The 21,944-nt window shown below is 71.1% G+C and carries 23 protein-coding genes and 1 pseudogene; 8 read left to right on the top strand and 16 right to left on the bottom strand.

Translation table 11 applies throughout. The features are described from left to right. Nucleotides 1–94 precede the first annotated feature (94 nt). The 4 genes from mqnE to ACFV18_RS18550 form a co-directional block, all read right to left on the bottom strand. Complete coding sequence (mqnE, locus tag ACFV18_RS18565) at nt 95–1,258, bottom strand: aminofutalosine synthase MqnE (protein ID WP_380484405.1); 1,164 nt, start codon at nt 1,256–1,258, stop codon at nt 95–97. 51 nt (nt 1,259–1,309) lie between these two features. Beyond that, nucleotides 1,310–2,275, bottom strand: a complete 966-nt coding sequence (locus tag ACFV18_RS18560; protein WP_380484404.1) for a threonine/serine dehydratase — start codon at nt 2,273–2,275, stop codon at nt 1,310–1,312. A gap of 43 nt (nt 2,276–2,318) precedes the next feature. Continuing rightward, the gene (locus ACFV18_RS18555) at nt 2,319–2,780 is read right to left on the bottom strand and encodes an Lrp/AsnC family transcriptional regulator (protein WP_030462120.1); all 462 of its coding nucleotides are present in this window, start codon (nt 2,778–2,780) and stop codon (nt 2,319–2,321) included. Nucleotides 2,781–2,898: 118 nt separating this feature from the next. Continuing rightward, a complete protein-coding gene (locus ACFV18_RS18550) occupies nt 2,899–3,576 on the bottom strand; it encodes a UbiX family flavin prenyltransferase (RefSeq protein ID WP_380484402.1) in 678 nt (225 codons plus the stop codon). A 123-nt stretch (nt 3,577–3,699) separates the two neighbouring features. Here ACFV18_RS18550 and ACFV18_RS18545 point away from each other — a divergent pair, with 123 nt between their 5' ends. Continuing rightward, nucleotides 3,700–4,440 (top strand): cyclase family protein, encoded by a 741-nt coding sequence (locus tag ACFV18_RS18545; protein WP_380484400.1) that lies wholly within the window; start codon nt 3,700–3,702, stop codon nt 4,438–4,440. Nucleotides 4,441–4,645: 205 nt separating this feature from the next. Here the strand turns inward: ACFV18_RS18545 and ACFV18_RS18540 are convergent, their stop codons facing one another. The 3 genes from ACFV18_RS18540 to ACFV18_RS18530 all read right to left on the bottom strand — a co-directional run bounded on the left by ACFV18_RS18540 (nt 4,646) and on the right by ACFV18_RS18530 (nt 7,468). Next, complete coding sequence (locus ACFV18_RS18540) at nt 4,646–5,023, bottom strand: VOC family protein (RefSeq protein ID WP_380484399.1); 378 nt, start codon at nt 5,021–5,023, stop codon at nt 4,646–4,648. A gap of 91 nt (nt 5,024–5,114) precedes the next feature. Next, nucleotides 5,115–6,014, bottom strand: coding sequence for a menaquinone biosynthesis prenyltransferase MqnP (mqnP, locus tag ACFV18_RS18535; RefSeq protein WP_380484397.1), 900 nt, complete (start codon nt 6,012–6,014; stop codon nt 5,115–5,117). Next, nucleotides 6,011–7,468, bottom strand: coding sequence for a menaquinone biosynthesis decarboxylase (locus ACFV18_RS18530; RefSeq protein ID WP_380484395.1), 1,458 nt, complete (start codon nt 7,466–7,468; stop codon nt 6,011–6,013). Before ACFV18_RS18530 ends, mqnP begins: the two co-directional genes overlap by 4 nt. A 74-nt stretch (nt 7,469–7,542) precedes the next feature. Here ACFV18_RS18530 and ACFV18_RS18525 point away from each other — a divergent pair, with 74 nt between their 5' ends. From ACFV18_RS18525 to ACFV18_RS18515, 3 genes are all read left to right on the top strand, one after another. Beyond that, a complete protein-coding gene (locus tag ACFV18_RS18525) occupies nt 7,543–7,950 on the top strand; it encodes a PLD nuclease N-terminal domain-containing protein (RefSeq protein ID WP_380484393.1) in 408 nt (135 codons plus the stop codon). 350 nt (nt 7,951–8,300) lie between these two features. Further along, nucleotides 8,301–9,893, top strand: coding sequence for an acyl-CoA carboxylase subunit beta (locus ACFV18_RS18520; RefSeq protein WP_380484500.1), 1,593 nt, complete (start codon nt 8,301–8,303; stop codon nt 9,891–9,893). 59 nt (nt 9,894–9,952) lie between these two features. Continuing rightward, nucleotides 9,953–10,156: an acyl-CoA carboxylase epsilon subunit gene (locus ACFV18_RS18515; RefSeq protein WP_380484391.1), complete on the top strand. Its 204-nt coding sequence runs from the start codon at nt 9,953–9,955 to the stop codon at nt 10,154–10,156. A 57-nt stretch (nt 10,157–10,213) separates the two neighbouring features. On the opposite strand, the gene ACFV18_RS18510 is transcribed toward ACFV18_RS18515, so the two are convergent. The 7 genes from ACFV18_RS18510 to hemL all read right to left on the bottom strand — a co-directional run bounded on the left by ACFV18_RS18510 (nt 10,214) and on the right by hemL (nt 17,145). Beyond that, nucleotides 10,214–10,618: a hypothetical protein gene (locus tag ACFV18_RS18510; protein ID WP_380484389.1), complete on the bottom strand. Its 405-nt coding sequence runs from the start codon at nt 10,616–10,618 to the stop codon at nt 10,214–10,216. Nucleotides 10,619–10,692: 74 nt separating this feature from the next. After that, on the bottom strand, nt 10,693–11,814 hold the full coding sequence (gene ccsB, locus ACFV18_RS18505) for a c-type cytochrome biogenesis protein CcsB (protein ID WP_380484387.1): 1,122 nt from the start codon (nt 11,812–11,814) through the stop codon (nt 10,693–10,695). 3 nt (nt 11,815–11,817) lie between these two features. After that, the gene (locus ACFV18_RS18500; RefSeq protein WP_380484385.1) at nt 11,818–13,596 is read right to left on the bottom strand and encodes a cytochrome c biogenesis protein ResB; all 1,779 of its coding nucleotides are present in this window, start codon (nt 13,594–13,596) and stop codon (nt 11,818–11,820) included. Between the two features lie 3 nt (nt 13,597–13,599). Continuing rightward, nucleotides 13,600–14,379 (bottom strand): cytochrome c biogenesis CcdA family protein, encoded by a 780-nt coding sequence (locus ACFV18_RS18495; RefSeq protein WP_380484383.1) that lies wholly within the window; start codon nt 14,377–14,379, stop codon nt 13,600–13,602. After that, entirely contained in the window at nt 14,376–14,972 is a 597-nt protein-coding gene (locus ACFV18_RS18490; RefSeq protein ID WP_380484381.1) for a TlpA family protein disulfide reductase, read from the bottom strand. The genes ACFV18_RS18495 and ACFV18_RS18490 overlap by 4 nt, the downstream gene beginning before the upstream one ends. Before the next feature lie 152 nt (nt 14,973–15,124). Then, nucleotides 15,125–15,775, bottom strand: a complete 651-nt coding sequence (locus tag ACFV18_RS18485) for a histidine phosphatase family protein (RefSeq protein WP_380484498.1) — start codon at nt 15,773–15,775, stop codon at nt 15,125–15,127. Between the two features lie 29 nt (nt 15,776–15,804). Further along, entirely contained in the window at nt 15,805–17,145 is a 1,341-nt protein-coding gene (gene hemL, locus ACFV18_RS18480) for a glutamate-1-semialdehyde 2,1-aminomutase (RefSeq protein WP_380484379.1), read from the bottom strand. Nucleotides 17,146–17,512: 367 nt separating this feature from the next. Between hemL and ACFV18_RS18475 the strand changes: the two genes are divergently transcribed. Beyond that, a complete protein-coding gene (locus tag ACFV18_RS18475; RefSeq protein WP_380484377.1) occupies nt 17,513–18,001 on the top strand; it encodes a hypothetical protein in 489 nt (162 codons plus the stop codon). Between the two features lie 315 nt (nt 18,002–18,316). Here ACFV18_RS18475 and ACFV18_RS18470 read toward each other — a convergent pair whose 3' ends face one another. Further along, nucleotides 18,317–19,216, bottom strand: coding sequence for a LysR family transcriptional regulator (locus ACFV18_RS18470; RefSeq protein ID WP_380484376.1), 900 nt, complete (start codon nt 19,214–19,216; stop codon nt 18,317–18,319). 5 nt (nt 19,217–19,221) lie between these two features. Between ACFV18_RS18470 and ACFV18_RS18465 the strand changes: the two are divergent. From ACFV18_RS18465 to ACFV18_RS18455, 3 genes and pseudogenes are all read left to right on the top strand, one after another. Further along, nucleotides 19,222–19,365, top strand: a pseudogene (locus ACFV18_RS18465) (hypothetical protein); the annotation flags it as partial. Between the two features lie 100 nt (nt 19,366–19,465). Next, nucleotides 19,466–20,083 carry an NAD(P)-dependent oxidoreductase gene (locus tag ACFV18_RS18460; RefSeq protein ID WP_380484374.1) on the top strand — a complete coding sequence of 206 codons (618 nt, stop codon included), beginning with the start codon at nt 19,466–19,468 and terminating at the stop codon, nt 20,081–20,083. Between the two features lie 227 nt (nt 20,084–20,310). After that, nucleotides 20,311–20,838 carry a YbhB/YbcL family Raf kinase inhibitor-like protein gene (locus tag ACFV18_RS18455; RefSeq protein WP_380484496.1) on the top strand — a complete coding sequence of 176 codons (528 nt, stop codon included), beginning with the start codon at nt 20,311–20,313 and terminating at the stop codon, nt 20,836–20,838. 251 nt (nt 20,839–21,089) lie between these two features. On the opposite strand, the gene ACFV18_RS18450 is transcribed toward ACFV18_RS18455, so the two are convergent. Further along, on the bottom strand, nt 21,090–21,848 hold the full coding sequence (locus tag ACFV18_RS18450) for a GntR family transcriptional regulator (RefSeq protein ID WP_380484372.1): 759 nt from the start codon (nt 21,846–21,848) through the stop codon (nt 21,090–21,092). Between the last annotated feature and the right edge of the window lie 96 nt (nt 21,849–21,944).

Genomic DNA, 21,944 nt, shown 5'->3' with positions numbered 1-21,944 from the left:
TCCGGGTAGTGCGCGGCCACCCCGCGCGCCCCCGGTGGAACGGCGGCGCCCGGTGGCCGGAGACCGGCCCACCGGGCGCGTGGCAGAGCGGTGGTCAGAGGCGCATCGCCTGCGGGGTCTCCCGGCGCAGCGGGTCCGGCCCGTCGTACTCGCGGATGACCTCGTAGCGGGTGTTGCGCTCGACCGGGCGGAATCCGGCGTCCCGGATCAGCTGGAGCAGGTCGTCGCGGCCCAGCTTGTTCGGGGTGCCGAAGTTGTCCGCGTCGTGGGTGATCTTGTACTCGACCACCGAGCCGTCCATGTCGTCCGCGCCGTGGCTGAGCGCCAGTTGCGCGGTGGTGACACCGTGCATCACCCAGAAGACCTTGACGTGCGGGACGTTGTCGAACAGCAGACGGGACACCGCGAAGGTCTTCAGCGCCTCGGCGCCGGTGGCCATCTCGGTGCGGTCCATCAGACGGTTGCGGACCTTGCCGTCCTTGGAGTCGTGGAAGTCGTGCTGGTAGCGGAGCGGGATGAAGACCTGGAAACCGCCGGTCTCGTCCTGCAGTTCACGCAGCCGCAGCACGTGGTCGACCCGGTGGCGGGGCTCCTCGATGTGGCCGTACAGCATGGTGGCCGGGGTCTTGAGGCCCTTTTCGTGCGCCAGGCGGTGAATGCGCGACCAGTCCTCCCAGTGGGTGTCGTGGTCGACGATGTGCTGCCGGACCTCCCAGTCGAAGATCTCCGCGCCGCCGCCGGTCAGCGACTCCAGGCCGGCGTCGATCAGCTCGTCCAGGATCTCACTGGCCGTCAGGCCGCTGATCCGCTCGAACCAGTGGATCTCGGTCGCGGTGAACGCCTTCAGCGAGACGTTCGGCAGCGCGGCCTTCAACTCCTTCAGCGAGCGCGGGTAGTAGCGCCACGGCAGGGTCGGGTGCAGGCCGTTGACGATGTGCAGCTCGGTGAGGGACTCCGACTCCATCGCCTTGGCGAGCCGGACGGCCTCCTCGATGCGCATCGTGTACGCGTCCTTCTCGCCCGGCTTGCGCTGGAACGAGCAGTACGCGCAGGAGGCGCTGCACACGTTGGTCATGTTGAGGTGGCGGTTGACGTTGAAGTGGACGACGTCGCCGTTCTTCTGCGTCCGCACGTGGTGGGCCAGGCCGCCCAGCCAGGCCAGGTCGTCGCTCTCGTAGAGCGCGATCCCGTCCTCGCGGGTCAGCCGCTCACCGGCGTAGACCTTCGCCTCCAGCTCGCGCTTGAGCCCTGCGTCCATGCGGCGCTCCGCCTCCTCGGTCCTTCGATTCGTTGCCAGTCGAGACTACGCCTAGGCCGCCAGCAGTTCGGCCAGCAGGGCGGGGTCCAGGTTGCCGCCGCTGACGACCGCCGCGAACACCCGCCCGCCGAGTTCCTCGGCGCGGTGGAAGTACGCGGCGGGGGCGACCGCGCCGGACGGCTCGGCGACCAGGCGGCCGCGGCGGGCCAGCAGTGCGACGGTGTCCCGGATCTCCTGCTCGGAGACGGTGACGATGTCGTCCACGTACGCGGTGAGGTGCTCGAACGGAAGGACGCCCACACTCGGGGTGCGCAGGCCGTCGGCGAGCGTGCGGTAGGTGTCGGCCATCGGCCAGGCGGTGCGGATGCCCTTGCGCAGGCTCTCCTGCGCGTCCGCCGCGAGCTCCGGCTCCACCCCGATCACCCGGACGCCCGGGCAGGCCAGCTTCAGCGCTGCGGCCGTCCCGGAGATCAGACCGCCTCCGGAGATCGGCACCAGCACGGTGTCCAGGTCGTCCGGGGCGTCCTCGGCGATCTCCAGGCCGACGGTGCCCTGGCCCGCCACGATGTACGGGTCGTCGTACGGCGGCACCCACACGTAGTCGTGCTCGGCGACCAGCTTCGGCGGGAGCGTGTCACGCTGCTCGGCCGGGACGACCAGCACCTCGGCGCCGAACGAACGGGTGTTCTCGATCTTCACGGCGGGCGAGGTGTCCGGCATCACGATGACCGCCTTGATGCCGAGCCGCTGCGCCGCGTACGCCACCGCCTGGGCGTGGTTGCCGCTGGACTGCGCCACCACGCCCCGGGAGCGTTCCTCCTCGGTCAGCGCCGCCAGCCGGTTGAACGCCCCGCGGACCTTGAACGCCCCGGTCGGCTGGAGGCTCTCGGGCTTCAGCCACAGCCGGCGCCCGTCCGGCTGCTCCGCCCACGGGCAGGCAAGCAGCGGGGTGCGGACCGCCGCACCGGCGATCCGGCGTTGAGCGGCGCGCAGGTCTTCCAGGTCGACCAGGGACATCCGGGGCCATCCTCGGGAGTTGACGGGGTGTGCGGTGACGACCCTATTCGGCGAGGTGCAGCGGCAGTTCGCTGACCCTGTTCTCCCACTTGGTGGAGAGCACCACCGTGGTCCGGGTGCGCGCCACCCCCTTGGTGCCGGAGAGCCGCTTGACCACCGACTCCAGGCCCTCCACGTCCGGCACCCGGACCTTCAGCATGTACGAGTCGTCGCCCGCGATGAACCAGCAGTCCTCCACCTCCGGGAGGTCCTTCAGCCGGTGCGAGACGTCATCGTGGTCGGCGGCGTCGGTCAGTTGAAGACCGATCAGCGCCGTCACGCCGTAGCCCAGGGTGGCCGGGTTGACCGTCGCCCGGTACCCGGTGATCACACCCGCCTGCTCAAGGCGGTTGATCCGGTCCGTCACGCTCGGCCCGGAGAGGCCCACCAGACGGCCCAGCTCGGCGTACGAGGCACGGCCGTTCTCACGGAGTGCCTGAATGAGCTGCCTGTCCACAGAGTCCATTACCTGCCGCGTCCTTCCGAACCACTCCAGAACCACAGATCATTTTCTGGATTCCAAGGCGCCGAGCGCCGATCGACCGGGGTATCCCAGAGAACATACTCTCCCGTAGCGCGGCCGCTCACTCGCCCCGGCGCGACCGGGTTTCCGGGTCGCTTCCGGGGGTGCTGCCCGCTTCGCCGAGACTGCCCGTCCAGCGCCGGTACAACGAGTGCGCCACGCCCACCGCGTCCAGCACCCGGCCGGCCACGAAATCCACCAGTTCCTGGGCGGTCGAACCCCCCGCGTAGAACCCCGGCGAGGCCGGCAGCACGACCGCGCCCTGCGCGTCGAGGGCCACCAGGTGCCGCAGGGTGGAACCGGTGAGCGGGGTCTCGCGCAGGCAGAGCACCAGCGGGCGGCGCTCCTTGAGCGTCACCGAGGCGGTGCGCTGGAGCAGGTCCTTGGACAGGCCCAGCGCGATGCCGGCCGCGGCACCGGTGGTGGCCGGGACGACCAGCATTCCCTTCGCCGGGTACGAGCCGGAGGACGGGCCCGCCGCGAAGTCCCCTGCGGGCCAGTACCGGACGTCGTCCAGCTCCTTCTCGTCCCGGCCCAGCCACTGCGCGAGATCGGCCTTCCAGTGGGCGTCCCGGAACGAGATGCCGGTCTCGTCCAGGATGGTCAGCCGGGCGGCCCGGCTCACGATCAGGTCGACGGACTCGCCGGCGTCCAGCAGCGCGCGGATCACGGACGCGGCGTAGGGGGTGCCACTGGCGCCGGAGACGCCGAGGACCCAGGGCTCGCGGGGAGTGCTCATACCGCCATTGTCGCGTCCGCGTGCAAGTCACTGCCCTGCGTCGCGATCTTGCGGTGGGGTGCCTTCCGCTGCGCGCAGCTCCCCGCGCCCCCGGGCGCACTCGCCCAAGTCAGAATGGTCTCCATGGCAGCCGTGTTGGTGGATCTGACGCATCCGGTGGTGTCCGGGATGCCGGTGTATCCGGGGGATCCCGGGGTGGAGTTGCGGGCGGCGTTGACGGCCGAGGTGGAGGGGGTGAATGTGCTGGCGGTGCATCTGGGGTCGCAGACGGGGACGCATGTGGATGCGCCGTATCACCTGGATGTGCGGTGGCCGACGCTGGACGGGTTGCCGTTGGAGCTGTTCACCGGGCCCGCGGTGGTGGTGGATCTGCGCGGGTTGCCGGCTCGCGGGGAGGTGACGGCGGAGCACCTGGCGGCGGCGCTCGCGGTCTCGGGGCCGGGCACGGTGCTGCTGTTGGCGACGGGGTGGCCGAAGTACTGGGGGACGGACCGGTACTTCGCGCATCCGTACCTGTCCGAGGAGGCCGCGGCGGCGATCGTCGCGGCGGGCGTGCGCACCGTCGGGGTGGATGCGCTGTCGGTGGATCCGACGCCGGATCCGGGGCCGTCCGATCCCGAAGTGGCCAGTCTGCTGGCCGAGTTGGTGGACGAGCACGATCCGGCGCCGGAGCTGCCGACCTTGGCGGCGCACCGGGTGCTGCTGGGTCCGGAGGGCGGCGGGGTGATCGCGGAGAACCTGACGGACCTGTCGCCGCTGCTGGAGGCGCAGGCGGCGGGGGTGCCGGTGGAGGTGTCGCTGTTCCCGTTGCGGCTGACGGCGGCGGACGGGGCGCCGGTGCGGGCGGTGGCGCGAATCGGCTGACGGGCCTGCGCCGTCGGCGACTTGGTCCAGACCATCCTGGCAGGCCGGTGCGTGATGGCCGGGGCGCCGCAGCCCGGGCTGCCGCACGCGCCGGAGCTCCTGAAGACCGTCGCGCACGAGCGGGACTGCGAACTCGGCGCGCCGGCGTCCGTCGCCCGGCCCGGCCGGCTGCGGGTCGGGGACGCGCGGACGCTGCTCCGATCGGTCAGCCGGCCCGGCGGGGGATCAGGCAGAACGGGTGCCCGGCCGGGTCGACGAACACCGTCCAGCCCGCCTCCCGGTCCTTGACCTCGGCGCCGAGCTCCACCACCCGCTGCTCGACGGCGGAGACGTCCTCGACCTCGATGTCCAGGTGGAGCTGCTGCGGGTGGCCCGGGTCGGGCCAGATCGGCGGGCGGTAGTCCTCGACCCGCTGGAACCCGAGCACCTGGCCGTTCGGCAGGTGGACGGTGGACCACTCCTCGTCGAGCGTCCAGCGGGGATCGGGCCGGTCGACCTCGCCGCCGAGCAGCGCGGCGTAGAAGTGGGCCAGGCCCGCCGGGTAGTGGCAGTCCAGCACCACGCACTGCAGTGTGCCGATCATCGTGATCCCCGTCCGGATCTCGTCGGGCCCCTCGCTCCAGCATGGCGCATCCCCGTGCCGGGCGGCGGGCGAAAGCAGGGGTGCGTGCCCGTCACACCGTGAGGCCCCGGGCGACCAGGTCGATCAGGGCGAAGGCGAACAGCGAGATGCCCACGAAGCCGTTGGTGGAGAAGAACGCCCGGTTGAGGCGGGAGAGGTCGTGCGGCTTGACGATGGTGTGCTCGTAGACGAAGGCACCGGCGACGACCGCGAGGCCGCACCAGAAGAAGGCGCCGGCGTCGGTGAGGACGGCGTACCAGACCAGCAGCGCGGTGGTGAGGACGTGGCAGACCCGGGCGCCGTTGATCGCCGCGGGGATGCCGAACCGCGCGGGGACGGAGCGGACGCCCATGCCGCGGTCGGCGGCGACGTCCTGGCAGGCGTAGATGAGGTCGAAGCCGCCGATCCAGATGCCGACCGCGAGGCCGAGGACGACCGCGTCCCAGGACCAGCTGCCGGTGACGGCGAGCCAGGCGCCGACCGGGCCCATCGCCTGGGCGATGCCGAGGATGGCCTGCGGGAAGTCGGTGAACCGCTTGCCGTACGGGTAGACCACCATCGGGATCACCGCGACCGGGGCCAGCACCAGGCACAGCGTGTTGAGCAGCGCGGCGGAGCCGAGGAAGACCACCAGGGCGATGGCGGAGCCGATGTACGCGGTGCGCACCGAGACCGCGCCGGTGACGAGTTCGCGGTTCGCGGTGCGCGGGTTCCGGGCGTCGATCTCGCGGTCGATGATCCGGTTGGCGGCCATCGCGAAGGTGCGCAGGCCGACCATGCAGATGGTGACCAGCAGCAGCTGGCCCCAGTGCACGGACTTGTCGGCGAGGAACATCGCGGTGAGGGCGGCGATGTAGGCGAACGGCAGGGCGAAGACCGAGTGCTCGATCATCACTAGGCGCAGGAAGGCCCGGGTCCTGCTCCGCGGAGCTTCAAAAGCGGCCGTACTCACAGGCCGTATTCCTTCCAGCGACGGGTGACCCGGGCGGCGGTCGCCGGGTCGGAGGCGACCATCTCGGGCCAGCCGCCGTCGCGGGTGTAGCCCTCCTCGGGGAGCTTGCGGGTGGCGTCGATGCCGGCCTTGCCGCCCCAGAACTGCTGGTAGGAGGCGTGGTCGAGGTGGTCGACGGGGCCTTCGACGACGGACAGGTCGCGGCTGTAGTCGACGTTGCCGAGGGCCCGCCAGGCGACTTCCTGGTAGTCGTGGACGTCGCAGTCGGCGTCCACCACGATGATCAGCTTGGTCAGCGACATCATGTGGGCGCCCCAGATGGCGTGCATGACCTTCTGCGCGTGCTTCGGGTACTTCTTGTCGATCGAGACGATCACGCAGTTGTGGAAGCCGCCGGCCTCGGGCAGGTCGTAGTCGACGATGTCCGGGATGATCACCTTGAGCAGCGGCAGGAAGAAGCGTTCGGTGAACTTACCGAGCGGCCCGTCCTCGGTCGGCGGGCGGCCGACCACGATGGACTGCAGGATCGGGCGGCGGCGCATGGTGACGCAGTCGATGGTGAGCGCCGGGAACGGCTCCTGCGGCGTGTAGAAGCCGGTGTGGTCGCCGAACGGGCCCTCGGGCAGCATCTCCCCGGGCTCCAGCCAGCCTTCGAGCACCACCTCGGCGTCCGCCGGAACCTGCAGCGGGACGGTCTTGCAGTCGACCATCCGGACCCGCTCGCCCGCGACGAAGCCGGCGAACAGGTACTCGTCGATGTCGCCGGGCAGCGGGGCGGTGGCGGCGTAGGTGACGGCGGGCGGGCAGCCGAAGGCGATCGCGACGGGCAGCTTCTCGCCACGCTTGGCGGCGACCGCGGCGTGGTTGCGGCTGTCCTTGTGGATCTGCCAGTGCATGCCGATGGTGCGCTTGTCGTGCCGCTGCAGCCGGTACAGGCCGAGGTTGCGGATGCCCGAGTCCGGGTCCTTGGTGTGGGTCAGGCCGAGGTTGAAGAAGGAGCCGCCGTCCAGCGGCCAGGTGAACAGCGCCGGCAACCGCTCCAGGTCCACGTCCTCGCCGGTGAGGACGACCTCGTGCACGGGCGCGTCGGCGGACTTCACGTTCTTCGGCGGGACGTGCGCCATCGAGGCGAGCTTGCCGAAGGCCTCGCGGAAGCCGGTGAAGCTGTGCGGAAGTTCGGGCTTGAGCAGGCCGCCGATCTTCTCGGCGATGTCGTCGGGGGACTTCAGGCCGAGGGCCTTGGAGAGCCGGCGCTCGGTGCCGAAGACGTTCATGGCCAGCGGCATCGCCGAGCCCTTGACGTTCTCGAAGAGCAGCGCGGGGCCCTTGGCCTTCTGCACCCGGTCGACGATCTCGCCGACCTCCAGATGGGGGTCGACCTCCACCTTGATCCGCTTCAGGTCACCGTCGCGTTCCAGGGCCCGGAGGAAGGAACGGAGATCGTCGTATGCCATACCTGTCAGTATCCGGTACGGGCTAACCTGGGCCCGCCAAGGGTCCTGTTCGAACGTAGTTCGGAGTTCTGCGCGTGCTTCTGCGAGTCGTCCCCACGGTGGCACTGCTGGCCCTGTGGGTGTGGGCGTTCATCGACTGCCTGACCACCCCGGAGGACGAGATACGCCACCTGCCGAAGGTGGTGTGGGTGATCATCGTGCTGCTGTTCCCGCTGGTCGGCTCGATCGCCTGGCTGGTGGCCGGCAAGGACCGCGCCGCCCGCCGCCGGGTGCCGTGGGCGTCCGGCCCGACCGCCGGGTTCCGGGAGTACGAGCGGCCGCTCGCGCCGGACGACGACCCGGAGTTCCTGGCCTCGCTGAAGCACGGCAACCAGCAGCACGAGCAGATGCTCGAACAGTGGGAGGCGGACCTGCGCCGCCGCGAGGAGGAACTCCGCCGAAAGGGCGAACGTCCCGAGGACGGTGACAGCTCCAGGAGCTGATCCCGTCTTTTGGCGGATCCCTACGATCCAGACGTTCTCCAGTTCCGCTCCACCCGGCCGCCGACCTTCGCGCGCCCCTTTCGGGGGGCCTCGTTCCGGCGGCCTTCGTATGCCCTCCATCTTGCCGCTGACCTGCCAATTCACCGGTTCCGGAGACACCGGTGGAGACAGCCCCGAGCACCCTCCCGGAGTGACCCGGCGGTAGGCCCGCGCACCCCCTTCTGTGCGCCCTCTACAGCGATCGGCCCCCGACCTTGTACGGAACCGACGCCGAAACGCGGGCGCACTGGCTCGTACTGTCGTAGCAGAAGAGGTGTTCGCTGGCTCACGTGACCCTGGAGAGGTTCGAGATGACGGTCCTGCACGACGCGCCGGTCGGCGGCGAGGCTCCGGCCGACGCCCGTAGCCGGGTCACCGAACTTCACGAGCTGCGCGAGCAGGTCCGCCGGGGCCCGAGCGAGAAGGCCACCGAGGCGCAGCACGCCAAGGGCAAGCTGACCGCCCGCGAGCGGATCGAGCTGCTGCTGGACGAGGGCTCCTTCCGCGAGGTCGAGCCGCTGCGCCGGCACCGGGCGCAGGGTTTCGGCCTGGAGGCGAAGAAGCCGCACACCGACGGCGTGATCGTCGGCTGGGGCACCGTCCACGGCCGCACCGTCTTCACCTACGCCCACGACTTCCGGATCTTCGGCGGCGCGCTGGGCGAGGCCCACGCGCAGAAGATCCACAAGATCATGGACATGGCCATCGCGGCCGGTGCCCCGCTGGTCTCGCTGAACGACGGCGCCGGCGCCCGCATCCAGGAGGGTGTCACCGCGCTGGCCGGCTACGGCGGCATCTTCCAGCGCAACACCCGCGCCTCCGGCGTGATCCCGCAGATCTCCGTGATGCTCGGCCCGTGCGCCGGTGGCGCCGCGTACTCCCCCGCGCTGACCGACTTCGTGTTCATGGTCCGCGAGACCTCGCAGATGTTCATCACCGGCCCGGATGTCGTCCAGGCCGTCACCGGCGAGAAGATCAGCCAGAACGGCCTCGGCGGCGCCGACGTCCACTCCTCGGTCTCCGGTGTCTCGCACTTCGTCTACGACGACGAGCAGTCCTGCATCGAAGAGGTCCGCTACCTGCTCTCGCTGCTGCCGCAGAACAATCGCGAGATGCCGCCCGCCGTCGCCAACGACGACCCGGTGGAGCGCCGCAACGAGTCGTTGCTGGACCTCGTCCCGGCCGACGGCAACCGCCCGTACGACATGCGCAAGGTGATCGAGGAGATCGTCGACCACGGCGAGTACCTGGAGGTCCACGAGCGCTGGGCGACCAACGTGATCTGCGCGCTGGCCCGGGTGGACGGCCACGTGGTCGGCATCATCGCCAACCAGCCGCAGTCGCTGGCCGGCGTGCTGGACATCAACGCCTCCGAGAAGTCCGCGCGCTTCGTGCAGATGTGCGACGCGTTCAACATCCCGCTGGTGACCATGCTGGACGTGCCCGGCTTCCTGCCCGGCGTGGACCAGGAGCACGACGGCATCATCCGGCACGGCGCGAAGCTGCTGTACGCGTACTGCAACGCCACCGTGCCGCGGATCCAGCTGATCCTGCGCAAGGCCTACGGCGGCGCGTACATCGTGATGGACTCCCGCTCGATCGGCGCGGACCTGTCCTTCGCCTGGCCGACCAACGAGATCGCCGTGATGGGCGCCGAGGGCGCGGCCAACGTGATCTTCCGCCGTGACATCAACGGGGCCGACGACCCCGATGCGATGCGCGCGCAGAAGATCAAGGAGTACAAGAGCGAGCTGATGCACCCGTACTACGCGGCCGAACGCGGCCTCGTCGACGACGTCATCGACCCCGCCGAGACCCGGGCCGTGCTGGCCTCCTCGCTGGCCATGCTCCGCACCAAGCACGCCGACCTGCCGAGCCGCAAGCACGGCAACCCGCCGATGTAACCGGTGCGACGCGCCCGCCGCCACCGTTCAGCCGCCAGCCTGGGGGAGAAACAGGAACCATGAACGAACCTCTCGTCCGTATCGTCCGGGGCTCGCTGTCCGCCGAGGAGCTCGCCGCCCTGACCGCCGTGCTGGCCGCCCGCGCCGCGCAGGCCTCGGCGGCCGCCGCCGCCACCCACGTCGTCGAGCCGATCGCCACCTGGTCCCGGATCGAGCGCCGCCCGGCGTACTTCTCCCCGGTCAGCTGGCAGCAGGCCGCGTGAGAAACGCGAGGGGCTCCGGAGGCACTGCCTCCGGAGCCCCTCGCGTTTGTGCTGCTGCTACGCCGCTGCCAGCGCCGCGGGGCGCCCGGCGTGCATGGTGGTGAGGTTGGCCGCCAGCCGCTGCGGGTCCTGGGCCAGCCAGAGCCGCACCGCGGCCCCGAGCATGATGCAGGACGAGCCGAGGCGGACGCCGGTGGAGTGGGCGATCCGCGCGGTGGCGATGGTGAGCAGATCGGCGAGCTCGGTCGGCAGCCACACCGTGAGCGCGCAGGGCGCCGGGGTGGCGAGCGCGGCGAGCAGCCGGTGGGCGTCCGCCGGGCAGTGCAGCGTGGGCAGGACGTCCAGCAGGCCGTCGGCGACGACCTCGGAGACGTCGCTGTGGTGGCCCTGGGCGAGCCGTCGCAGCAGCGTGCGTTCCGCTGCGGTGATTCGGACGGTCATGATGACCTCGTCGCACTCCATGGTGCGGCCCTCCTCGCGGCTTTGTGGATCTCTGGGGTGGTTCGGGGGGTGGATGGCGCCAGTGCGACGGGGCGTCAGATACCGGCGTACGAGTGCTTGCCGGTGACGAAGATGTTGACGCCGTAGAAGTTGAACAGCCAGCAGGCGAAGGCGAGCAGGGCCAGGTAGGCGGCCTTGCGTCCGCGCCAGCCGGCGGTGGCCCGGGCGTGCAGGTAGGCGGCGTAGGCGACCCAGGTGATGAACGACCAGGTCTCCTTCGGGTCCCACTCCCAGTACTTGCCCCAGGCCGCCTCGGCCCAGATCGCGCCCGCGATGATGGTGAACGTCCACAGCGGGAAGACCAGGGCGTTGATCCGGTAGGACAGCTTGTCCAGGGTGCCCGCCGCGGGCAGGCGGTCCATGAAGTTGGCCGCCCGGACGGTCAGGCCGGCCGCGACCCGGTGCTCGTAGCGGTCCTTGATCAGGTAGGTGCCGGTCGCGACGAACGCCGCGAAGAAGGCACCGCCGCACACCGTCGCGGTGGAGACGTGGATGCCCAGCCAGTAGGAGTGCAGCGCCGGGACGAGCTGCTCGGACTCGGTGTACAGCACGCTGACGGCGACGCCGAGGATCAGCAGGACCGCGATCACCACGGGCAGGCCGAGCCAGCGCACGTTCTTCTTGGTGGCCAGCAGCACGACGTACGAGCCGACCATCATCAGCGCGAAGGCGACGGAGAACTCGTACATGTTGCCCCACGGCCAGCGCATCACCGACAGGCCGCGGGTGATGACGCCGCCGGTGTGCAGCAGCATGCCGAGTACGGTCAGCGAGACGGCGATCCGGCCGGCCACGTCGGCCTTCTCGCTGCTGCCGGCCGGGCCGAGGCCGTCGGCCGGGGTGTCGTCGCCGCGGCCGCTGGTCACCGTGGTGGCGCCGGCGTCGGCCAGCGCGGTCCGGGTCAGGGTGGCGGTACCGCCGCCCTGCGAGGCCACCGTGACGCTGACCTTGCGCACGCCCTTGGCCGCCTCGGCGGAGTCGCTGACCGACTCCCCGAGGGTGGCCTGCTGCCGGGAGCGGACGGCGACGCCGCCCTTGGCGCCGAAGGTCCACTCGAACATTTGAGCGAACATGGCCAGGGTGTAGACGGCCATCGCCGAATAGACCAGGTTGTTGGAGATATCGGCCAACTGGTGGTTGACCTGCGCGAGCAGCACCGTCTACTCCTTGGTTTCCGGGGCGGTGGGGGCGGCTGCGGCCGGGGAGTCGGCCGCAGTCGGTGCGTCGTCGTCAGCATCGTCGGCGTCGTCGTCGGCGTCGTCGTCGGCGTCGTCGTCGGAGGGCTCTTCGACCGCCGGGGCGTCGCCCTGCAGCTCGACGGCGAGCTCGGCGAGCTCCTCGGCGGTGCGGGCGGACTCGCTGCGGCCCAGGCCCGCCACCTCCACGAGGGTGCGGCCGTCGGCGCCGGTGACGGCCCGGACCCAGATCCGGCGGCGCTGGACGAACAGCGAGCCGACCAGACCGAGGATCGCGGCGACCGCGCCGACCAGCGCGACGGAGTTGCCGGGATGGTGCGAGATGGTGAACGTCGCCCACTGCTGGTAGCCGTCGAAGCTGATGGTCCCGTAGTTGTCGGGCAGCTCCCATTCCTGGCCGACCTTGAGACGGACCTTGGCGATGTTGCCGTCCACCTTCAGCTGGGTCATCGCCTTGTCGTCCAGCTGGTACACGTTCTGCGGCAGGCCGCTGTCGGTGCGCAGGTCGCCGGCGTAGGCGTTGATCACCAGCATCGGGTCGGCGGCGGCCGGGAACATCGACCGCGGGCCGGTCACGTTGAAGTTCTCCGGCGCGGTGGGCAGGAAGAAGCCCTGGAAGGCCAGCTGAGTCTTGTTGCCGTCGGCGTCGGTGCCGTAGTCGTTGACCTTGACCACGCCCCGCGAGGTCATGTTGGCGTCGATCGGCAGGAACGGCGTCGGGCCGCGGTAGACGATCTCCTTCTTGGCGTTCCTGACCGTCACCACCGGGGCGTAGCCGTGGCCGATCAGGTAGACCTTGGAGCCGCCGATCTCCAGCGGGTGGTTGACCTCGATGGTGGACTTCTTCAGCTTGGTCGCGTCGTCGCCGGTCCAGTAGCGGACGTTCGCGGTGAACTGCCGGGCCGTACCGGTCTGCGGGCCGCTCTCCTGGTAGCGGGCGGTGAAGCCGTCCAGCTTGAAGCCGAACTTGTCCAGGTCGTTGACGCCGTAGAAGCGCGAGCCGTAGAAGTCGTCGATCTGGGTGGTGGTGTTGGAGTAGCCCTGGCCCTCCAGCACCAGCTTGCTGGCGGAGCCGGAGGCCACGCCGGCCCAGGCGACGCCGATCAGCAGCGCGAACAGTGAGAAGTGGAACAGCAGGTTGCCGACCTCGCGCAGGTAGCCCTTCTCGGCGGCGACCGAGCCGTTGCCGACGACCGCCCGGAAGCCGCGCTTCTTCAGCAGCGCGTGGGCGGCGGCGTGCACGGCGTCCGGGTCGGCGTCGCTGTGCCAGGCCGCGTAGACCGGCATCCGGGTCAGGTTGCGCGGGGCCGCCGGGGGCTGCGCGCGCAGCACGCCGATGAACTGCCAGGTACGCGGGACGATGCAGCCGGCCAGCGAGACGAACAGCAGGATGTAGATCGCCGAGAACCAGACCGAGCTGTAGACGTGGAAGACCTGGAGCTTCTCGAACAGCGGCGTGATGCCCTTGTGGGCCTCCTTCCACGCCACGAGCTTCATCGTGTCGGGGCCCTCCTGCGGGACCAGCGAGCCGGGGATGGCCGCCAGCGACAGCAGGAACAGCAGCAGCAGGGCGACCCGCATCGAGGTGAGCTGCCGCCAGAACCAGCGCCCCCAGCCGAGGATGCCCATCCCGACCGGGGCGTCACTGTCCTCGGGCGCGGTGCTGAGGCGCTCGACGTCGATGTCGGCGGCGTCCGGGTCCGCGGCATCGGCCGGCTGGGGGCTGGTCTTGGTGTCGCTCACGGGTCAGATTCCGATCGAGAAGTTCTGGGTGAGGTACTGGAGCTGGTTGACCAGCGCGTCCCACGCCCCCGTCACCAGGGCCAGGCCGACGGCGACGAGCATGCCGCCGCCGATCCGCATCACCCACTGGTAGTGCCGCTTGACCCAGCCGAAGGCACCCAGCGCCTTGCGGAAGGCCAGCGCGGCCAGGACGAACGGTACGCCGAGGCCGAGGCAGTAAACGGCCATCAACAGCGCGCCGCGCCCGGCGCTGGCCTGGTTGAACGCCAGCGACTGGATGGCCCCCATGGTCGGGCCGATGCACGGCGTCCAGCCCAGGCCGAACACCACGCCGAGCAGCGGGGCGCCGGCCAGGCCGACCGCGGGACGGCGGTGCGAGCGCAGCTCGCGCATGGTGAAGCCGGGCAGCAGGCCCATGAAGGCCAGGCCCATCAGCACCGTGAGCGAGCCCATCACGATCGAGATGACCCGCTTGTGCTCCTGCAGCGTCTGGCCGAAGGAGCCGAACAGCAGGCCGGTGGAGACGAACACCACCGCGAAGCCGAGCACGAACAGCAGCGAGCCGGCCAGCATCCGCCCGCGGCGGGCGCCGCGGGCGTCGGAGAGGTCGGCGGCGGAGAAGCCGGTGACGTAGCTGAGGTAGCCGGGCACCAGTGGCAGCACGCACGGTGAGAAGAACGAGAGCAGGCCGGCGGCCAGCGCGATCGGCAGGGCGAGCAGCAGGGCGCCGCTGCCCACGGTCTCGTTGTAGCCGACCCCGGCAGCCGCCAGGGCGGCGCTCACTTGGACTCCGCGAGGACCGGCTCGATCATCTTGTCGAGGTCCTCGGTGGACATCGCGCGCATGGCGCGGGCGGCCAGCTTGCCGTCCTTGTCGATCACGATGGTGGTCGGGATGGACTGCGGGTTGAGGCTGCCCTTGGGGAACTTGAGGATCTGGGTGCCGTCCGGGTCGTAGATGCTCGGGTAGGTCACCCCGAAGTTCTTCTCGAACGCGATCGCGTTGGCGGGGTCGGTGTCCCGGGTGTTGATGCCGAGGAACTGCACCTGGTCGCCGTACTTCTCGGAGCTCTGCTGCAGGCCCTTGGCCTCGGCCCGGCAGGGGCTGCACCAGGAGCCCCAGATGTTGAGGACGACCACCTTGCCGCGGTAGTCGGAGAGCTTGAGCGTGCCGGTGCCGTCCAGCCCGGTGCCGGTGATGTCCGGGGCGTCCACCCGGTGGCCGGCGGCGGCGGTGTCGATGCCGCCCTTGCCGGTGATGAAGCCCACCGAGCCGTCCCCGCCGGAGCCGGAGCTGGAACACCCGGCGAGGGCCAGTGCGGTGGCCGCGCCGAGGGCGGCGGTGAAGCGGGTGCGGCGGCTGGACGTCCAAGACATGTGAAAAGTTTCGCATGGCTCTTCGGCCCGTTTTAGGGGGGTCCGGCGTTGCTGGCCGGACCCCCGCTGACCTGCGAAGACTTCACTTATGATCGTCTTAATTCGGGCATTTTTCAGGCAGGCCAGGCTTACCTGCGTACCACCGGTGTGAGCTACGCCCCGAAGCTCTTCCCGACCGGCTTGTCGCCCTTCTTGCCCTTGCCCACCAGGTGGGCCGGCAGCAGATCGCGGGCCGGCTCGCGGTAGCCGATCGAGACGATCCGGTCACCCTCGTAGGTGAAGCTGGTCAACGAGGCCAGCGAGCACTGCCGGCGGCGCGGGTCGTGCCACAGCCGGCGGCGCTCGGCGAACGAGCGCAGGATCCAGATCGGCAGCTGGTGGCTGACGCACACCGCCTCGTGCCCGCGGGCGGCGTCCCGGGCACCGGCGATCGCGCCCATCATCCGCACCACCTGGTCGATGTACGGCTCGCCCCAGGACGGCTTGAACGGGTTGGTCAGGTACTTCCAGTACCCCGGGTTGCGCAACGAGCCGTCACCGACGCCGAAGGTCTTGCCCTCGAAGATGTTCTCCGCCTCGATCAGCCGCGGGTCGGCCGCGACGGTCAGGCCGTGCGCCTTGGCGATCGGCTCGGCGGTCTCCTGGGCGCGCTCCAGCGGGGAGGCCACCACGTGGGTGATGTCACGGTCCTTCAGGTGGTCGGCCACCCGCTCGGCCATCTGCCGCCCCAGCTCGGAGAGGTGATAGCCCGGCAGCCGGCCGTACAGCACGCCCTCCGGGTTGTGCACCTCGCCGTGCCGCATCACATGGACGACGGTGATGTCCTTGTCACTCACTTCGACTCCTCGGTGGCCTCGGCGGCGGCACGGGCGGCGGCGGGCAGGGCGGCGGCGATCCGCTCGATCGCGCGGGCGTCGTGCGCGGCCGAGACGAACCAGGACTCGAACGCCGACGGCGGCAGGTAGACGCCCTGACTCAGCATCGAGTGGAAGAAACCGTTGAAGCGGAACGCCTGCTGGCGGCGGGCCTCGTCGTAGTTGGTGACCTGCTGGTCGGTGAAGAAGACCGAGAACATGTTGCCCGCGGTCTGCAGGCGGTGCGCCACGCCCTCCTTCGTCAGCGCCTCGGCGACCAGGCCGGACACCTCGGCGGCGACCTTGTCGACGGTGACGTAGACCTCGTCGGTGCAGTTCCGCAACTGGGCCAGGCCGGCGGCGGTGGCGATCGGGTTACCGGACAGGGTGCCCGCCTGGTAGACCGGGCCGGCCGGGGCGAGGTGCGCCATCACGTCGGCGCGGCCGCCGAACGCCGCGGCCGGGAAGCCGCCGCCCATCACCTTGCCGAAGGTCATCAGGTCCGGCGCCCAGCCCTCGCGGGCGGCCTCCAGCCCGTACCAGCCGGCCTTGGAGACGCGGAAGCCGGTCATCACCTCGTCGGAGATGAACAACGCGCCGTTCTCCCGGCACAGTTCGGCCAGGCCCCCGTTGAAGCCGGGCAGCGGCGGCACGACGCCCATGTTGCCGGGCGAGGCCTCGGTGATCACGCAGGCGATCTCGCCGGGGTGCGCGGCGAACGCGGCCCGCACCGCCTCCAGGTCGTTGTACGGCAGCACGATGGTGTCGCCGGCCTGCGCGCCGGTGACGCCCGGGGTGTCCGGCAGGCCGAAGGTGGCGACGCCGGAACCGGCGGCGGCCAGCAGCGCGTCCACGTGACCGTGGTAGCAGCCCGCGAACTTGACCACCTTGGCACGGCCCGTGAAGCCGCGGGCCAGCCGGATCGCCGACATGGTCGCCTCGGTGCCGCTGGACACCAGGCGGACCTGCTCGACCGGGGCGATCCGGGCGACGATCTCCTCGCCGAGCTCGACCTCGCCCTGACCGGGCGTGCCGAACGAGGTGCCGCGGGAGACCGCCTGCTGCACCGCCTCGATCACCGCCGGGTGCGAGTGGCCCAGCAGCATCGGGCCCCAGGAACACACCAGGTCCACGTACTCGCGGCCATCGGCGTCGGTCAGGTACGGGCCGCTGCCCGACACCATGAACCGGGGCGTGCCGCCGACCGCGCGGAAGGCCCGCACCGGCGAGTTGACGCCGCCGGGGGTGACCGCCAAGGCGCGCTCGAACAGCGACTGGGACTGGGGTGCTTCGTACGGGTAGCTCATCTGCTCGCTCATCCGTTGGGTCCGCGGGGTGGCCTGGAGCCTCTCTTACCCGAACATGGTCTCAAATCGTGTCTTTGCGTTCTGCATGTCGGGCCCGATCATCTGGAACGATGATCCGTGTGCTGCTCCCCTCACTGCCTGTGGCGAAGGTAAGGTCGAGTAGCGCGCGCTCGTGTAGCGCGCCAGCAGACGGGTAAGGGGCATGTCCGGAGGGAAAGTCGGACATGCGGGGGTCTGTCGATTCCGGCGAGTTCCGGTGAGGATGGTCCGAGTGTCCGAGAGGCAGGACGGTTTCGACGAGGCCGCGGAGCGCACCCGCAGGCCGGACGAGACCGGCGGGGGTACGGAAGCGGGCAGGGGAAGGAGGGGCGAGGGCAGAGTGGGGGTCACCTACAAGTACTTCGGCGCACCGGACCGCGCCACCGCCGCCAGAGTCCCCACCGCCCTCGGCCCCGGCGGCCTCGGCCTCGACGCCGGCGAGCTCGGCGCCCTCGGCCGGCTCGGCGACCTGATGGAGACCAGCGGCTCCGGCAACGGCCACCTCTCCACCAAGATCAAGCCCGAGACGATGAGCGCGATGGTCCTCACGGGCATTCAGGGCGTCCCGCTGCACCACGTCCCGCCGCTCGAACTGGTGGTGCTGCACCCCGACTACGCGGTGGTCCAACTCCCGCACACCGTCGTCGAACCGCTCCGCAAGGCCGACGAACCCGAGCTCGGCGCCGCCGCCTTCATCTGGTCCACCGTCCCCGACCGCCGCGGCCCGCGGGACGCCTTCGTCATCTACCAGATGCTGCACGAGTGGCAGGACTTCGCCTCCCGCCTGCACGAGGCGGGGCACCAGCTGTACTGCCTGGTCTGGCCCTGACAGCTCGCCAGGTCGGCGGCCGGCACGACGGCACGCACTGGTGGGGCGCTTCGCTCGGCCAGTGGCCGGTGGACAGGTTGCTGATCTCGCACACCGCCCAGCCGCCGTCGCGCTGCCGGGCGAAGCGGATCTCATCGACTTCCAGCAGCGGCCGCCGTGGCCGGTGGCGCAGCTGTTCCGGCCGGACCGGGCGGGCCGCTTCCCGTGGGAGGACGGTGCGGCCGTGTACGTCCGGTCCGTTCAGCCGCTGCTGTGGGTGCCCCGTGCGGAGAGCACCCGGCCCGTGGGTGGAGAACGGGCCGCCCCGGTCGGACCTCACCCCGGCGGGGTGGTCGTGGCCGCGCGCAGGTGTGGCAGGAAGGCCGTGACCGCGGGTGCGGGCCGGCGGCCTCGGCGGGTGGCGGCGTGGACGTGGCGGACCGGGGTGTCGTCCGGATGCAGCGGGACCAGGACGAGGTCCGGGCGGGCCGCGCGGGCGGCCAGGGACGGGATCAGGGTGATGCCCAACCCGGCTGCCACCAGGCCGAGTTTCGCCGTCCAACCGGCCACCTCGTACTCGACCCGGGGCTGGAAGCCGCTGCGGGCGCAGGCGGCGAGCAGGGTGGTCTCGATGCGGCGGCCGGCGGCGATCCACGGCTCCTCGGCGAGGTCGGCCAGCCGCAGGCGGCGGCGCCGGGCCAGCCGGTGCCCGCGCGGCAGGGCCACCAGCACCGGGTCGTCGGCGATCCGGTGCAGCTCGAACTGCTCGGCGTCGTACGGGTGTTGCGGGTACGCGGCGACCACCGCGAGATCGATCGCGCCCTCCGCGAGCAGCTCCAGCAGCTGGACGGACAGCCCCTCGGTGAGGGTCAGCGCGATGCCCGGGTGGGCGGCCCGGAACGCGGCCAGCGCGGCCGGGACGAGCGCCGCGTTGGCGCTGTCGAACGCGCCCAACCGCAGGTGTCCGGCGGCGAGTTGGGTCAGCGCGGCGAGCTCGCGGCGGGTACCGTCCAGTCGGCCGAGCATCGCCTCGGCGTGCGGCAGCAGGGCCTGCCCGTGCTCGGTGAGCCGCACCCCTCGGGCCAGTCGGTCGAACAGCGGGACGCCGAACTCGGCCTCCAGCGTGGAGATTTGGCGGGATATCGCGGACTGGGTGAACCCCAGCTGCTCCCCCGCCGCCGTGAACGAGCCGAGCCGGGCGGCGGTGCGGAAGACTTCGAGCCAAGCCATGTCCATGGGGCATGGCTACCATGCGAGACATTCGCTTCTCGCCTGTCCGAGCCGTCCCTGGCGTTGCGGCCATGGAGATCACGGAGCGCACAGCCTTTCTCGGACTCGGCCGGATGGGCCTCCCGATGGCCCGCCGACTCGCGGGCGCGGCAGGCGAGTTGACGGTGTGGAACCGCACGCCGGGTCGGGCCGGGGGCCTCACCGAGGCCGCGACCCCGACGGAGGCCTGTCCGCGGCGCCGGGGTGGTCGTCACCATGCTGTCCGACCCGACGGCGGTGGCCGAGGTCGCGGAGCAGTTCCTCCCGGCGCTGGAACCCGGCACCCTGTGGATCGAGATGTCCTCGATCGGCCCGCAGGCGGTGGCCGGGCTCCGCGCCCAACTTCCGGACGGTGTCGGGATGGTGGACGCGCCCGTGCTGGGCAGCGTCGGCCCCGCCGCGACCGGCGACCTGGTGGTGTACGCGAGCGGCGAGGACGCGGACCTGGACCGGGCCCAGCCGGTCCTGGAACGCTTCGGGCGGATGCTCCGCTGCGGCGGCCCCGGCGCGGGTTCAGCACTCAAGCTGGTGGTGATCGGCGCGGTCGTCACCTCGGTGGCCGTCGTGGGCGAGGCGCTTTCTGTCGCCGAACAGCCGGGCGTACCCGAGGAGTTGGCCCGACGCGCACTGTCCGCCGGCCCGCTGTCCGGCGTCATGGCCCGAGCCGGGAGCACCGAGGCCGACTTCCCGATCCGCCTCGCCGCGAAGGATCTGACCCTGGCCAGTGGCGGCCCGCTCTTCGAAGCCGCCCGCACCGCCCTCCTCGCCGACCCCGCCCTCGCCGAACACGACCTCTCCGCCATCGCCACCACCCACCGCCCCCGGCCCGCCTGACCTCGGTCGAGGCGGCCCGCCCGGGCGCGTCCCGCCAGCACGGCCGACACGGCCACCGGCACCGAGGGCGACGATCCGGCGCCAATCCCGTTGCGGTGCAAGCGAGTTTCGAACCTGCCGGCCCGATGGGCGATCGGCCGCCGCCCGCAGAAGGGATCTTGGCGAACGGACGTCGGCCCACTAAGGTCGCGGGGCATCCATCGACGCACCACCACGGGGAGACACCCATGACCGCACCCGACCGGCCGCCGCTGCCGCACACCTTCCTGCGCCCCGTCCCGACGTTCACGCTGGTCAGCGAGGAGGTGACGGACGGGGGCCGGCTCGGCGAGGAGCAGGTCCACCAGGGCGGGAACCGCTCCCCGCAGCTCAGCTGGTCCGGGTTCCCGGCGGAGACCAAGAGCTTCGCGGTGACCTGCTTCGACCCGGACGCGCCGACCGGCTCCGGCTGGTGGCACTGGCTGCTGTTCGACCTCCCGGTGGACGTCACCGAGTTGGCTTCCGGCGCGGGCAGCGGCGAGTTCCCCGGCCTGCCGGCGGGTGCGGTGCACGGCCGCAACGACTACGGCACCCGGGACTTCGGCGGGGCGGCCCCGCCGCCCGGACACGGCCCGCACCGGTACGTCTTCACCGTGCACGCGCTGGGCGTCGACTCGATCGGCCTGGACGCGGACACCTCGGCGGCGGCGATCAGCGGCACCCTCGGCTTCCACGCGCTGGCCCGGGCCACCGTGATCGCCGAATACGAGAGCTGACCTCGGACGGCGCGCCCGGCCCGCCCGAGCGCCGGGCACCACGCCGAGGGTCGCGGCGGCGATCGGGGCGGGCCTGCCGCTGAACCCCGGCACCCGCACCGCCGTACGCCCGTCCACACACTGGCGCGCCCGACGTCACGGCTGCTCGACAGCCCCTCGTCGCGCTTGCCCGGGATCGACTTCCGCCGGAGTCGCGGATGGCGGCCTTGTCCACAGGCCTGTGGACAAGCGCGCCCGCCGGCTGTGGACGGTCAGGCGTCGAAGTCGTATTCGAGGATGTACGAGGCCGAGTCGAGCACCATCTCGTTGAACTCCACCACCTGGCCGTCCTCGGCGAAGGCGGTGCGGTTCACCAGGAAGACCGGCGTGCCGGGGGCGAGGGCGAGCCGCTCGGCCTCGCTGCCGGCCGGCATCCGGGAGCGGATCTGCTCCTGGAAGTGCACCGGCTTGTGGCCGAGTTCGGCGAGCCGGGCGTAGGTGCCGCCGGGGCCGGTGTCCGGGTCGGTGATCCGGCTGCCCGCCACCAGCGCGGCCGGCAGGTAGGACTCGGAGAGCAGCACCGGCTTGCCGTCCAGAACGAAGCGGCGGCTGCGCACGCAGGCCGACTCGCCCGGCTTCAGGCCGAGGACGGCGGCGATCTGCTCCGGCACCTCGCGTTCGGTGACGGTCAGCTGGTCCACCGTCAGTTCGCGGGCCGCTATGTCGGTGGACCAGACCGAGAAGCCGTCGCCCCAGTTCCGGTCGGAGAGCCGCTGGATGCCACGGCGCCTTATCGGCCGGAACTCCCGGACGAAGACCCCCACCCCCTTGCGGGCCTCCGCGATCCCCTCGGTCTGCAGCACGCCGAGCGCCTGGCGGGCCGTCATCCGGGCCACGCCGTACGTCACCATCAGATCGTTCTCGCCCGGCAGCCGGTCACCCGGTCGGTAGCGGCCTGAGTCGATGTCGCGCTTGAGGTCCTCGGCGATCCGCTGGTACTTGGGCTGGGTGGCGCGGGGGTGACTGGTCATGGCGGCGGGCTTCCTTCCCTTCTCTAGACATCCTACGCACGGTGCGCCCCCCGATGCATTGACATCTCTAGAGATTTCAGCTTGTCTAGAGATGCT

The organism is Kitasatospora sp. NPDC059673 (genome assembly GCF_042734215.1).
Taxonomy (GTDB): Bacteria; Actinomycetota; Actinomycetes; order Streptomycetales; family Streptomycetaceae; genus Kitasatospora.
The sequence above is the reverse complement of the archived record's forward strand: the minus strand, read 5'-3'. Positions and strand labels throughout refer to the sequence as shown.